The organism is Brevundimonas alba (assembly GCF_011927945.1).
Classification (GTDB): domain Bacteria; phylum Pseudomonadota; class Alphaproteobacteria; order Caulobacterales; family Caulobacteraceae; genus Brevundimonas; species Brevundimonas alba.
In genome coordinates this window covers 701895-713910 of the sequence record NZ_JAATJM010000001.1, presented here as the reverse complement: position 1 = coordinate 713910, position 12016 = coordinate 701895, and the positions used below count along the sequence as shown (strand labels likewise).

The following is a 12016-nucleotide window of genomic DNA, read 5'->3' as shown; positions in this document are numbered from 1 at the left end:
CGCGGTCACAGCGGTGCCTATTGCGCGGCGGCGGGCGCGGGGGCGGAGCCGTTGCTGCCCCGCACCGACGGCGAGCAGGATGCGGCGCAGGCCATCTCGGTCGACTGGCCTCCGCGCCACACGCGGACACGCCCGGCGCCATCGCCCGCGGTCACCACCACCTGGCTCTGGAAGACGGTGCGGCCGATCGGATCAACAGCCACCACCTCGGTGATGCCGTAGCCCTTGCCCGTGATGTAGAGCGTGTTCGCGTCGACCACGGTCACATCCGCGATCTCGGGGTTGCCGACGATGACGGAGCCGGCCGGGCCGCTCAGCTGAACGCGCTGGGCCTGATCGATCTCGACGCTGATGCGTCCGGACTGGGCGATCGCCAGACCGGGACCGGCCACGAGGGCGGCCGCGCCGATGGCGAGGAGAAGTCGGTAAGTGCGGGTCATGGCGTCGATGTCCATAGAGCGAGCGCGCGCGGGAGCGTGAAGGCGAACCTGACCCTGAAACCTCAACAAAGACTGAAAATGGCGTCGCAGTACCGCTGGCTGCTGGTTTCGCGCCTGAAAACTTGGCCGTTTTGCGGTCCGGGAGAAGATTTTTACAGTAAATCTTCCGGTAACCACGCCCGGCGACCAGCCCTTAACCGATATGGGCGATAACCACTATGCGTTTTGGGGGTCAAGCGGGCTACCGGCTCCCCCCCGCATTAGTAGTAGCTCGCTTCCTCTTTCCAAAGGGAACCATGACCATGAAGAAGTTCATTTCGAAGTTCATGTCCGATGAGTCGGGCGCCACGGCCATCGAATATGGTCTGATCGCCGCCCTCATCGCCGTCGTGATCATCGCGGCCGTCACCGCCCTGGGCACCAACATCTCGACCCAGTTCGGCAAAGTCGCCACCGCCATCGGCGCCACCTAAGCGTCGTCAGCGTCTTGAAACGGCGAGGGCCGGAGCGGAAACGCTCCGGCCCTTTCCTTTTGCGCGCGTCGGCAACGCGACCTTAAAGGTCCGCGGGCAGGATGGGCGGATGGACGCGCTGCAACTGCCCTTTCTCGCCATCCTGCCGGCCCTGGCCATCGTCGCCGGGCTGAAGGATCTGACGTCGATGAAGATCCCGAACTGGATCTCCGGCCTCCTGATCCTCGGCTTCTTCCCGACAGCTCTGCTGCTTCACCTCTCGCCGATGGACTATGCGGTGCATCTGGGCGTGGCCGCCGCGGCGCTGCTGATCGGCATGGGCCTGTTCGCTCTCAACTTCCTCGGTGGCGGCGACGTCAAGCTGATGGCGGCCGCCAGTCTCTGGCTCGGCGTCACCGGTGCGGGCATGTTCGTGCTCTGGACGGCGGTGATCGGCGGCGTGTTCTGTCTGATGCTGCTCTTCGCCCGCGCATGGCTTCAACCATACGTCGCAGCCGGAGACGGCTGGGTGGCGCGGCTGATGGAGCCGAAGGGCCACATCCCCTACGGCGTCGCCATCGCCGCCGGCGTGCTGGTCGCCTATCCGGCCTCGCCGTTGATGGATGCCTTCCTGGTCGGCTGAGGCCCGTGGCCCGGACTTAGGCCAACGTTAACCCGCGCCCGGCATGTTCGTTAACGGTAGGGGGCAGAAGGACCAATTCAGGGGTCCGGCCGGGCCTGCCGGAGACAGTCGATGAAGCCTGCCCGTATCATCGTGATCTGCGTCGCCGCCGTCGCCGCCATCGGGCTGGCGCTCGTCGTGCGCGCCATGGGATCGCCGTCGAAAGAGCCGACCGCCGTCGCCACCGCCGCGCCCATCGAGACCCGGCCCATGGCCAAGGTGCTCGTCGCCGCCAAGGACCTGCAGGCCGGCCGGCGCCTGGACGAATCCGACATGGAATGGAAGGACTGGCCCGTCGACGAGGTCAACCCGGCCTTCATCACCGACGGCTCGGTGCCGGTTCCCGGCGCCGCCGACGCCGCCGCTCCCGAGAAGGCTGACGCCAAGCCCGCCGGCGCTGTCGCCGCGGTGACGCGCGCGGCCAACAACCTCGCCACGGGCGGAGCAAAGGCCGACTATGTCGGCTCGGTCGTGCGAGAGCCGATCCTGGCCGGTGAACCCATCGTCATGCGCAAGATCGTTCGCGCCGGCGACAGCGGCTACATGGCCGCCTATCTCGAGCCCGGCATGCGTGCGATGGCCATCCGGGTGACGGTCGAGACCGCCGCCGGCGGCTTCATCCTCCCCGGCGACCGCGTCGACGTGGTGCTGACCCGCGAGACCAACCTCGGCAACATCGGCGCCTCCGACGCTGACCGGTCGAAATTCACCTCGGCGACGGTGATGCAGAACATCAAGGTTCTGGCCATCGACCAGTCGACCCGCGCCGGCGACGACGAACAGACGGTGATCGGCGCGACCGCCACTCTCGAGGTCGGCCCGCGCGACGCCGAGGCCCTCGCCCTCGCCAAGTCCGAAGGCGAACTCAGCCTGATCCTGCGTTCCTATGCGGACACCGGCGGCCCCTCGGGCCGCGTGGCCGCCGGACCGCGTCAATCCTCCGCTGTCCGCGTCTATCGCGGGGGCGCTCCTGAAGTCGTGGTGGTCCAATGAAGCGTCCGCTGATGCGTCTTGCCGCCGTCGCGGTCGCCGGCCTGATGGCCGCCGCAGCCGCGCCGGTCTCGCCGGCTCCGGTCCAGACCCGCGCCGCCGTCTCCATGGGCGCCCAGTCCCAGCTGATCAGCCTGCCGCGCGGCTCGTCGATGGCCGTCGATCTCCCCGCTGACGCCCGGGACGTGATCGTGCCGAATCCGCAGGTCGCCGAGGCGATGCTGCACTCGCCCCGCCGGATCACCATCATCGGTCTCGCGCCCGGTGAAACGGACGCGGTGGTGCTGGACAATGCCGGCCGCACCATCCTGTCGCTCCGCATCCGCGTGGACGCCGGTGTTTCGGCCCTGCAGGACACGCTCAGCCGGGTCATGCCCAACGCCAACGTCCATGCCGAAGCTGTGAACGACAGCGTCATCCTCACCGGCACCGTCTTCAGCCCGGGCGAAGCGGACCGCGCCAGCCAGGTCGCGCGCGCCTTCGTTTCCGCGCCGGAGAAGGTCATCAACATGATGACCATCGAAGGCTCGGACCAGATCACCGTCCGGGCGCGGATCGTCGAGGTTCAGCGCACCGCGGTGAAACAGCTCGGCCTCGATGCGACGGCGGTGCTGGCCAGCGTCGGCAACGGCCTGACCCTCACGCAGGCGGCGACGTTCGCGGTGTCCGGCAATCAGCTGGGCGGCGGCGTCCTGAACTACCGGGACGCGGCCGGCGACGGCAGCAGCCTGAACACCTCGCTCCGGGCCTTCGAGCGCGCCGGTCTTGTCCGCATCCTCGCCGAACCGAACATCACCACCGCCAACGGCGAGAGCGCCGAATTCCTCGCCGGCGGCGAATTCCCGGTGCCCGTCGGGCAAGAGACCGACAACGACAGCGTCAAGGTGACCATCGAGTTCAAGCCCTATGGCGTGAGACTCGCGGTTCGCCCGATCGTGCTGTCCCCTGGCCGCATCTCGCTCCAGCTTTCCACGGAAGTGTCCGAACTCACCTCGCTGGGCGCCTTCACGCTCGGTGGCGGCACCGCGGGCGGCACTGCCCTGGTCATCCCGGGCCTGAACGTCCGCCGGGCTTCCAACACCGTCGAACTCCCGTCAGGCGGATCGCTGATGATCGCCGGCCTGCTGCGCGAGGACACGCGCCAGAACATCGACCAGCTGCCGGCTCTCGGCGACCTGCCGGTGCTCGGCGCCCTGTTCCGCTCGCGCGACTATCTGTCGGGCGAAACCGAACTGGTGATCATCGTCGAGGCCTACATCGTCTCGCCGACCTCGCCCGGACGGATGCAGACGCCTGCCGACGGTCTGCAAATCGCCAATGACGCCCAGACCATTCTGTTCGGCCAGCTCAACCAGCACTACGGCCGCCCCAGCGCCACTGACGCCGCCGACGCGGGTTGGACCGGCCCCGTGGGCTATGTGATCGAATGAGGCCTCCGATGATGCGCGCCCTGCTCCTGACTGTCGCCGCGGCCAGCCTCGTGACCGGCTGTGTTTCCACCGGCGCCCCGGGCGATCAGCCGCTTACACCGCTGTCGCGTTACTCGCTTCGGGTCGAGCCCGGCCTCGACCGGATCGCTCTCGCGGTTCACGAGGACGGCCTCTCCGCCAACCAGCAGGCCGCCATCGACGACCTCGCCGGCCGCTACCTGGCGTCAGGCGTCGGCTCGATCCGGATCGAGGGGCCGTCCGGGGAAGACCCCGTCGCGGCACGCCAGACCTGGGCGGTGCGGTCAGCCTTGCAGGCCGCCGGCCTTCCCGGCGAGCGCATCGTCGTCGTCTCCTATTACGCGCCCGATCCGAGAGCCCCTGTTCTGGCCGGGTTCGAGACCGTCAGGGCCGCGATCCCCAACTGCGCCGCTGAGCCGCGCGCCATGGAGGGGCGGTTCTCGAACGATGCCTCCATCGGCCTGGGCTGCGCCATCAATGCCAACCTCGCCGCGCAGATCGCCGACCCCCGCGACATCGTCGGTCATCGTCCGATCAGCCCCGCCGACTCGGGTCGCGCGGCCGTGGTGTTCGATAACTACCGCAAGGGCGAAGCCACCGCGGCGCCGCAGGAACAGCTGGTCGAGGGCCGCATCGCCCGGGCCGTGGAATAGTCGCCATGACCAACGCCTTCCCCCGACCGGTCGACGATTTCGAGGACGAGTTCGATCTGGACATGGGCTACGCCCCCTCCGGTCCGGGACCCATTGCCCGCCCGCCCGAAGATCTCGCCGCGCCCTATGCGCCCGAGCCTGCCGGCATGTCGGTGCCGGACGAGGCAGCCCGACCGCCGCTGCAGTTCACGCCGCCCGCCGTCCCTGCCGCGGCGTCGGCCTATCCGGCCGCGGCGCCGGCGTATCCCGCCGTCTCCGACAGCCAGATTCCGGCGGTGGCGGGCTTTAATCCGGTCGGCGATCTGGTCGCCGGCGCCTCGGCGGCCTTCTCGCCGCCGGCGCTGGGCGGCGGCGGCCCCGAAGTCTCGGTGCCGCGTATCGCCATCCACGTCTTCGCCGAACGTCAGGACACGCTCGCCGCTGCCGAACGCGCCGGGCAGGACCGCCGCCTGTCGCGCGCCACGACCCAGATCCGGGTTGGCGGCGTGGCCGCGGCCGTCGAGGCCTATCGGCATGAGCCGACCCCGCCGCTGATCATCGTCGAATGCCTGAAAGATCCGCAGACCCTGCTGTGGGAGGTCGATCAACTGGCCGAGGTCTGCGACGCCGGCACCAAGGTGGTGGTCATCGGCGCGACCAACGACATCCTGCTGTTCCGCGAATTGATGCGGCGCGGCGTCAGCGAGTATCTGGTGGCGCCGCTGCAGCCGCTTCAGCTGATCGCGGCGATCGGCGGCCTCTTCAACGATCCGGCCCAGCCGTTCGTCGGCCGCTCCATCGCCTTCGTCGGCGCTCGCGGCGGTTCCGGTTCCAGCTCTGTCGCGCATAACACCGCCTATGCGATGAGCGAGCGGATCGGCGCCAACACGGTGATCGTCGACTACGATCTGCCGTTCGGCACCGCCGGCCTCGACTTCAATCAGGACCCGCTGAACGGCGTCGCCGACGCACTGACCCAGCCGGACCGGCTCGACCCCGTTCTGCTGGATCGGATGATGGTTCGCTGCACCGACAAGCTGAGCCTGTTCGCCGCGCCCGCGACGCTGGACGTAGACTGGGACATCTCGCCGGAAGCCTTCGAGGAGGTCACGACCCAGATCCGCTCGACGGCCCCGTTCGTGGTGCTTGACCTGCCGCACCTGTGGTCGGGCTGGATGCGCCGCACCCTGATCGCCGCCGATGAGGTAGTGGTCGTGGCGACGCCCGATCTGGCCAGCCTGCGCAACGCCAAGAACATGATCGACCTCATCCGCCAGGGTCGTCCCAACGATGCGCCTCCGCGGCTGGTGCTCAATCAGGTAGGCGTCCCGGGTCGCCCGGAGATTCCCGCCAAGGAGTTCGGCGCGGCGCTGGGCGTACATCCCAGCCTGCTGATCCCGTTCGATCCGAAGGTGTTCGGAGCGGCGGCCAACAACGGGCAGATGATCCTCGACGCCGGCGCCAAGTCCAAGGCGGCGGAGGCGTTCCAGATGCTGGCCCAGATCGTGTCGCGTCGGGAACTGCCGATGCTGACCGGCCCCGGAAACAAGCCGGCCAAGGGCGGCAAGTCGCTGCTCTCCGGCCTGTTCAAGAAGAAGTCGTAACGCGTGTTCGGAAAGCGCACAGGTCAGCCAGGAGCCGTCGCGCCGGCGCCGCGTCCGGCGCCCGCGCCCGTATCCGCGCCGCCGCAACCCGAAGCTGGCGTGCAGACGCAGGCCTTCGCCTTTGGCGGCGATGTCGCCGAACTTGAGCGTGACGAGCGCCGCGCCGCGTCCTTCAGCGCCAAGCCCGCGTCCGAGGCCGCCGACCGCCTCGACGCCCTGGCGTCGCGCCCGAAACCGGTCGCCGAAGCGCCCACGCCCAAGAACGCGCCTGGGCCCAAGGCCACGCCCGGCTTCGAACAGCTGAAGAAGGCCCAGGCCGTCGCCGAGATCGTCCGGGAGCAGTCGGACTATTACCACGCGACCAAGACGACGATCTTCAACGCCCTGATGAACACGATCGACCTGGCCCAGCTGGCCGGTCTGGATCCGAAGGCGGCGGCCGAGGAAATCCGCGACATCGTCGCCGAGCTGGTGGCGATCAAGAACGTCTCCATGTCGGTGGCCGAGCAGGAGCACCTGGTCCAGGACATCGTCAACGATGTGCTGGGTTATGGGCCGCTCGAGCCGCTGCTTGCCCGCGACGACATCGCCGACATCATGGTCAACGGCGCCGGCCGGGTGTTCATCGAAGTGGGCGGCAAGGTCCAGCTGACCAACGTTCGCTTCCGCGACAACACCCAGCTGATGAACATCTGCCAGCGGATCGTCTCGCAGGTCGGCCGCCGCGTCGACGAGAGCTCGCCGATCTGCGACGCCCGCCTGCCCGACGGAAGCCGCGTCAACGTCATCGCCCCGCCGCTGGCCATCGACGGCGCGACCCTGACGATCCGGAAGTTCAAGAAAGACAAGCTGACGATGAAGAATCTGGTGGAGTACGCCTCCATCAGTCCCGAGGGCGCACGCGTGCTCGGCGTCATCGGCGCCTCGCGATGCAACCTCGTCATCTCGGGCGGCACCGGCTCCGGCAAGACGACGCTTCTGAACACGCTGACGGCCTTCATCGACCCGACCGAGCGCGTCATCACCTGCGAGGACGCGGCTGAACTGCAGCTGCAGCAGCCGCACGTGGTGCGTCTCGAAACCCGTCCGCCCAACCTCGAAGGTCAGGGCATGATCACCATGCGTGATCTGGTGAAGAACTGCCTGCGGATGCGTCCCGAGCGGATCATCGTCGGCGAGGTTCGCGGCCCGGAAGCCTTCGACCTGCTGCAGGCCATGAACACGGGCCACGACGGCTCGATGGGAACGCTGCACGCCAATAGTCCGCGCGAGGCCATCAGCCGGATGGAGTCGATGATCACCATGGGCGGCTATGGCCTGCCCTCGAAGACGATCCGCGAGATGATCGTCGGCTCGGTCGACGTCATCATTCAGGCGGCCCGCCTGCGCGATGGCTCCCGCCGCATCACCCACATCACCGAGGTGGTCGGGCTGGAAGGCGACGTGATCGTCACCCAGGACCTGTTCGTCTACGAAATCACCGGCGAGGACGAGAACGGCAAGATCATCGGCCGTCACCGCTCGACCGGCATCGCCCGCCCGCGTTTCTGGGACCGAGCCCGCTATTACGGCCTCGAACGCGAGCTGGCGGAAGCCCTCGACGCGGCGGAGTAGGCGGCGATGCTTCCCATTCTCGCGGCGGTTCTGGCCTTCATCACCATCGGCGGCCTCGGCTGGGCCTTCGTCGGCGGTGGCGATTCCTCGGAAGCCGCGGTCAAGCGCGCCCAGACCTTTGGCGGTCCCAAGCAGAACGCCGCCGCTGCGCGCAAGGCGGCTGCCGCGAACACGCCTGAGGCGCGCCGCAAGCAGATCATGCAGCAGCTTCAGGAGTCGGAGCGGGCCCAGCGGAAGGCGCGCGTCAGCCTCGCGGCCAAGCTGAAGCAGGCGGGCCTCGCGACCAGTGTGAAGACCTTCTGGATCATCAGCGCGGTGCTGGCGGTCATCGCCTTCCTGTCTCCGCTTGTGTTCGGCCTCAACATTCTGATCGGCCTGGGCGCCGCCGTCGTCTTCGGCCTCGGCCTGCCGCGCTGGGTGGTCGGCTTCATGGGCAACCGGCGCCGCAAGAAGTTCGGCAGCCATTTCGCCGACGCCGTCGACGTCATCGTGCGCGGCATCAAGTCCGGCCTTCCGGTCCACGACTGCTTCAAGATCATCGCCCGCGAGAGCCCGCAGCCGCTGGGCGCCGAGTTCCAGACGCTGGTCGAGGGACTGGGCGTCGGCCTGACCCTGCAGCAGGCGCTGGAAAAAATGTACGAGCGGATGCCGACGCCGGAGCTGAAGTTCTTCGCCATCGTCATCGGCATTCAGCAGAAGACCGGCGGCAACCTGGCCGAGGCGCTGGGCAACCTGTCGACCGTGCTTAGGGCCCGCAAGATGATGGGCGAGAAGATCAAGGCGCTCTCGTCCGAGGCGACCGCTTCGGCCGGCATCATCGGATCGCTGCCGCCCGCCGTGATGATCCTCGTCAGCATCACGACGCCGGCCTACATGGGCAAGCTTTTCACCGAGCCGCGCGGGCAGTTCATGCTGCTGATCGCGGTGATGATGATGGCCCTCGGCGTCTTCGTGATGAAGCGCATGATCTCGTTCAAGTTCTAGGAGGGGGCCATGGGCGACATCATCGGCTTCTTCACCAACCTGCAGAACCTGCTCAGCATGGGTGTAGGGGTTCTGGTGTTCGCCACCATGCTGACCCTGCTCAGCTCATTCAGTGGTGGAGCCAAGCTGGAAGGCCGGATGAAGGCCGTCGCGGTCCGCCGCGAAGAGCTGAAGCGCCGCTCGCGCCAGGCCATCGCAGCGGGAAACAGCGGACCGCAAAATCTCCGGCACAGCGACGAGGGCTTCAAGAAGCGCGTCGTCGAGCGGCTCAACCTGACCAAGCTGCTCGAGGATCCGAAGGTCGCGGACAAGATGGCCCAGGCCGGCTATCGCGGACCGAAGCCGCTGAACACCTTCTACTTCTTCCGCTTCTCCATGCCGTTCGTGATGCTGGCGATCGCGGTCTTCTATGTCTTCGTGCTGAACGACTTCGGCCTGACGGTGATGGTCCGGCTGACGATCTGCATGTTCGCGGCGGTGATCGGCTTCTATGCGCCCAACATCTTTCTTTCGAACCGCATCTCCAAGCGCCGCACCTCGATCATGCAGGCCTTCCCTGACGCCCTTGATCTTCTGCTGATCTGCGTCGAGGCGGGCATGTCGATCGAGGCGGCCATCCAGAAGGTCAGCCAGGAGATCGGTGGATCCTCCATCGACCTGGCCGAGGAGATGACGCTGCTGTCGGCGGAACTCAGCTATCTGCCGGACCGGCGGATGGCCTATGAGGGTCTTGCAAAGCGGACCAACCATCCGGGCGTGAAGTCGGTCGCCACGGCGATGACCCAGGCCGAAACCTACGGCACGCCGCTGGGCTCGGCCCTTCGGACCATGGCCAAGGAGAACCGCGAGATGCGTCTCTCGGCGGCCGAGAAGAAGGCGGCGGCCCTGCCGGCCAAACTGACAGTGCCGATGATCCTGTTCTTCCTGCCCGTGCTGTTCATCGTCATCCTGACACCGGCGATCATCAGCATCCAGGATACGATGGCCAAAGGCGGCTAAGCCTCCACAGCCGCTTTCATCGCGTCGGCGATCGCGTCGACCGCGCCCCGCAGCTTCGCCCGGTGCTTGTCGAAATACATCTCGCCGCGCAGGCCGGAGAAGATGAAGCCGTTGGCGAAGATGCAGCTTCCCGCCTCCAGTTCCTCGATCTCGAAATAGCGCATCGAGTTGAACCAGAGGCCTCGCTTCTCAAACCAGACCAGCTGCGTCAACGGCTGCCATTCGCCTACGCGGCCGGCCACCCGGCGCTCGGGCAGGTCCGGGATGGATTCGGTCAGCGATATTGGCCCACCGTAGGCGATGGTCCCCTCGGCCGCGGTTTCGACCGGGTTCCAGCGGTCCCAGCCAGGCAGGTCCGCGACAAGGTCCCAGATGCGGTCGGCGGGAGCGCGAATGCCGATGCGTCGTTCTATGCGGGCGGTTTCCATGCCATCGATCTGGCACGGCTTTTCGACGGTGAAAAGGCGCCACGACGGGCTTCAGCGGTTGCCTTCGGGGCCGGGTTGCGAGGCCGGCGGCGTCTCCGGCGACGGCGTCTCGTCGCGGTCGGGCAGATCTGGCGGGCCGGCGCGCAGCCGGGCGCTGATGAAGCAGAGGGCGGTGGCGGCGGCGAGAATAAGCGAGTTGCCTATGAAGGGGGCAGGTTCGGCCAATTCGTAGAGCGCCACGCCGATGACGGGTGGTGCAAGGAAGCTGATGCCGGCGAGCGACATCATTAGGCCGGCGACCGCGCCCTGCTCATCGGGTCCGACAGACAGGGAGGAGCCGGCGGTGAACCCAGGCCGCGCAAACCCGACGCCCATCGACACGACCGCATAACCGACCACGACGCCATAGTAACCAGGTGAAGCGACGCTCATCAGGTTGCCGACGAGCGCAAGGATTGCGCCCCAGCGCATCAGGTCGGCGGACTGCAGCCTTAGCAGTGGAATGAGTCCCCACTGAACCATGAGCGTCGCGGCCGCTCCCGCCAGCATCGCTATGCTGATGAAGGAGGCGGTCTGGCCCGATGCGATGCCTTCCTGCGCCAGCTCGTCGATGATGTGGAAGCCGAGCACCGATATGTTGACTGCCTGGGCGCCAGTGACGAGGAGACCGTAGAGCAAGTAATCCCTCACCCGTGGATCCTTCCAGAGTCCCTTGCCAACATCTTCCGGTCGGCGGCCGCTGAGAGAGGGCGTACGGACTGCGTCGCCGCTCGGGAGTTTCAGCCACACGACGACCAGCATGGCGACGCCGCACATGGCGAAGGCGTACATCGGACCAGCCAAGCCTACGAACGGCAGGATGAATACCGGCGCGAGCGTCGGGCCGATCACCGTGCCGAGCCCCTGCGCGGAGGCCAAAAGAGACATGGCTTGGGTCCGCTGTTTCGGGCCTGTGCGATCGGCGACATAGGCTTGAGAGGCGATCGGCGCGGCTGAGCCAAAGACGCCATAAATCGTCCGGGCAACCGCCATCAGTCCAAAGGCGACGAGCGCCGCGAGCCAGCCTTCGAGCCCCGCGCTCGCGGCAAGGCCAAAGCCGCTCATGGAGGCGACGAAGCCTCCCAGTCCGATCATGATCACGCGCTTGCGCCCAAGGCGATCGGAGAGCCGTGCCCAGTAGGGGGAGGTGAACGTCCACATCAGGGCGGAAATGGCGAAAGCTCCCGCCACCAAGGTGTCGCGAAGGCCGAACTCGCGACCGATGGTCGGCAGCACCGACTGCAGGCCCATATTGCCCGCGGCCGCAATCAGGCTGACGGCGAACAGGATGGCGAAGGCGGGGGATCTGAGGTTCACCGGCCAAGCCTAGGACGCCCGGCAGACGAGGTCACCCCTCGTTGGCGGCCGATGTGGGTGGCCCGTCGACGCTCGCGTGAAGTCCCAGCCGGGTCCAGACCTCGTTCAGTCCGGCGCCGACGGGCACGATCAGCAGGCTCTCCGGACGGGAGGCACTGAGAGCGACCACCGCGTTCTTCGGGCAGATGTCGAAACAGCCGGTCTCGATGACCTTGAGCGCGGCCTTGCGGCCCTTGCCGCCGCCCGCCGACTTGCGGAGCGCCTTCTTCAGGGACCGGTCGCCGTCGGGACCGAAACCCTTGCCATCGAGCTTCTTCGAGCATTTGCGGCAGACCAGCACGACGTCGCGCCATTCGGTTCGTGCGGTCTTGATCGGCATGGAGCGGA

General features: G+C 67.3%; 13 protein-coding genes. 9 read left to right on the top strand and 4 right to left on the bottom strand.

Going from position 1 to position 12016, the window contains the following annotated elements:
• Positions 1-17: 17 nt before the first annotated feature.
• Positions 18-440 (bottom strand): pilus assembly protein N-terminal domain-containing protein, encoded by a 423-nt coding sequence (locus GGQ87_RS03535; RefSeq protein WP_168045317.1) that lies wholly within the window; start codon positions 438-440, stop codon positions 18-20.
• Between the two features lie 302 nt (positions 441-742).
• Here GGQ87_RS03535 and GGQ87_RS03530 point away from each other — a divergent pair, with 302 nt between their 5' ends.
• The 9 genes from GGQ87_RS03530 to GGQ87_RS03490 all read left to right on the top strand — a co-directional run bounded on the left by GGQ87_RS03530 (position 743) and on the right by GGQ87_RS03490 (position 9845).
• Entirely contained in the window at positions 743-913 is a 171-nt protein-coding gene (locus GGQ87_RS03530) for a Flp family type IVb pilin (protein WP_168047289.1), read from the top strand.
• Between the two features lie 109 nt (positions 914-1022).
• Positions 1023-1535 carry an A24 family peptidase gene (locus GGQ87_RS03525; RefSeq protein ID WP_168045316.1) on the top strand — a complete coding sequence of 171 codons (513 nt, stop codon included), beginning with the start codon at positions 1023-1025 and terminating at the stop codon, positions 1533-1535.
• A 111-nt stretch (positions 1536-1646) separates the two neighbouring features.
• Entirely contained in the window at positions 1647-2567 is a 921-nt protein-coding gene (cpaB, locus tag GGQ87_RS03520) for a Flp pilus assembly protein CpaB (RefSeq protein WP_168045315.1), read from the top strand.
• An 11-nt stretch (positions 2568-2578) separates the two neighbouring features.
• Positions 2579-3994, top strand: a complete 1416-nt coding sequence (locus GGQ87_RS03515) for a type II and III secretion system protein family protein (RefSeq protein WP_245161408.1) — start codon at positions 2579-2581, stop codon at positions 3992-3994.
• An 11-nt stretch (positions 3995-4005) separates the two neighbouring features.
• A complete protein-coding gene (locus tag GGQ87_RS03510; RefSeq protein ID WP_245161407.1) occupies positions 4006-4665 on the top strand; it encodes a CpaD family pilus assembly protein in 660 nt (219 codons plus the stop codon).
• 5 nt (positions 4666-4670) lie between these two features.
• Positions 4671-6248, top strand: a complete 1578-nt coding sequence (locus GGQ87_RS03505) for a CpaE/TadZ family protein (RefSeq protein WP_168045312.1) — start codon at positions 4671-4673, stop codon at positions 6246-6248.
• Positions 6249-6347: 99 nt separating this feature from the next.
• Complete coding sequence (locus GGQ87_RS03500) at positions 6348-7862, top strand: TadA family conjugal transfer-associated ATPase (RefSeq protein WP_425339265.1); 1515 nt, start codon at positions 6348-6350, stop codon at positions 7860-7862.
• Between the two features lie 6 nt (positions 7863-7868).
• Positions 7869-8846 (top strand): type II secretion system F family protein, encoded by a 978-nt coding sequence (locus GGQ87_RS03495; protein WP_168045310.1) that lies wholly within the window; start codon positions 7869-7871, stop codon positions 8844-8846.
• 9 nt (positions 8847-8855) lie between these two features.
• Entirely contained in the window at positions 8856-9845 is a 990-nt protein-coding gene (locus tag GGQ87_RS03490) for a type II secretion system F family protein (protein ID WP_168045309.1), read from the top strand.
• Here the strand turns inward: GGQ87_RS03490 and GGQ87_RS03485 are convergent.
• From GGQ87_RS03485 to GGQ87_RS03475, 3 genes are read right to left on the bottom strand one after another with little or no spacing between them, the layout of a single operon-like run.
• Entirely contained in the window at positions 9842-10273 is a 432-nt protein-coding gene (locus GGQ87_RS03485) for an SRPBCC domain-containing protein (protein WP_168045308.1), read from the bottom strand. The two genes, GGQ87_RS03490 and GGQ87_RS03485, sit on opposite strands and share 4 nt — an antisense overlap.
• 51 nt (positions 10274-10324) lie before the next feature.
• Positions 10325-11629: an MFS transporter gene (locus GGQ87_RS03480; protein WP_168045307.1), complete on the bottom strand. Its 1305-nt coding sequence runs from the start codon at positions 11627-11629 to the stop codon at positions 10325-10327.
• Positions 11630-11660: 31 nt separating this feature from the next.
• Complete coding sequence (locus GGQ87_RS03475; RefSeq protein ID WP_168045306.1) at positions 11661-12008, bottom strand: hypothetical protein; 348 nt, start codon at positions 12006-12008, stop codon at positions 11661-11663.
• Between the last annotated feature and the right edge of the window lie 8 nt (positions 12009-12016).

Bases quoted from the DNA above. Each gene is read 5' to 3' on its own strand.
- cpaB (WP_168045315.1), top strand. From the start codon at position 1,647: ATGAAGCCTGCCCGTATCATCGTGATCTGCGTCGCCGCCGTCGCCGCC.
- GGQ87_RS03525 (WP_168045316.1), top strand. From the start codon at position 1,023: ATGGACGCGCTGCAACTGCCCTTTCTCGCCATCCTGCCGGCCCTGGCC.
- GGQ87_RS03505 (WP_168045312.1), top strand. From the start codon at position 4,671: ATGACCAACGCCTTCCCCCGACCGGTCGACGATTTCGAGGACGAGTTC.
- GGQ87_RS03485 (WP_168045308.1), bottom strand. From the start codon at position 10,273: ATGGAAACCGCCCGCATAGAACGACGCATCGGCATTCGCGCTCCCGCC.
- GGQ87_RS03530 (WP_168047289.1), top strand. From the start codon at position 743: ATGAAGAAGTTCATTTCGAAGTTCATGTCCGATGAGTCGGGCGCCACG.
- GGQ87_RS03490 (WP_168045309.1), top strand. From the start codon at position 8,856: ATGGGCGACATCATCGGCTTCTTCACCAACCTGCAGAACCTGCTCAGC.
- GGQ87_RS03510 (WP_245161407.1), top strand. From the start codon at position 4,006: ATGCGCGCCCTGCTCCTGACTGTCGCCGCGGCCAGCCTCGTGACCGGC.
- GGQ87_RS03515 (WP_245161408.1), top strand. From the start codon at position 2,579: ATGCGTCTTGCCGCCGTCGCGGTCGCCGGCCTGATGGCCGCCGCAGCC.
- GGQ87_RS03475 (WP_168045306.1), bottom strand. From the start codon at position 12,008: ATGCCGATCAAGACCGCACGAACCGAATGGCGCGACGTCGTGCTGGTC.
- GGQ87_RS03535 (WP_168045317.1), bottom strand. From the start codon at position 440: ATGACCCGCACTTACCGACTTCTCCTCGCCATCGGCGCGGCCGCCCTC.
- GGQ87_RS03495 (WP_168045310.1), top strand. From the start codon at position 7,869: ATGCTTCCCATTCTCGCGGCGGTTCTGGCCTTCATCACCATCGGCGGC.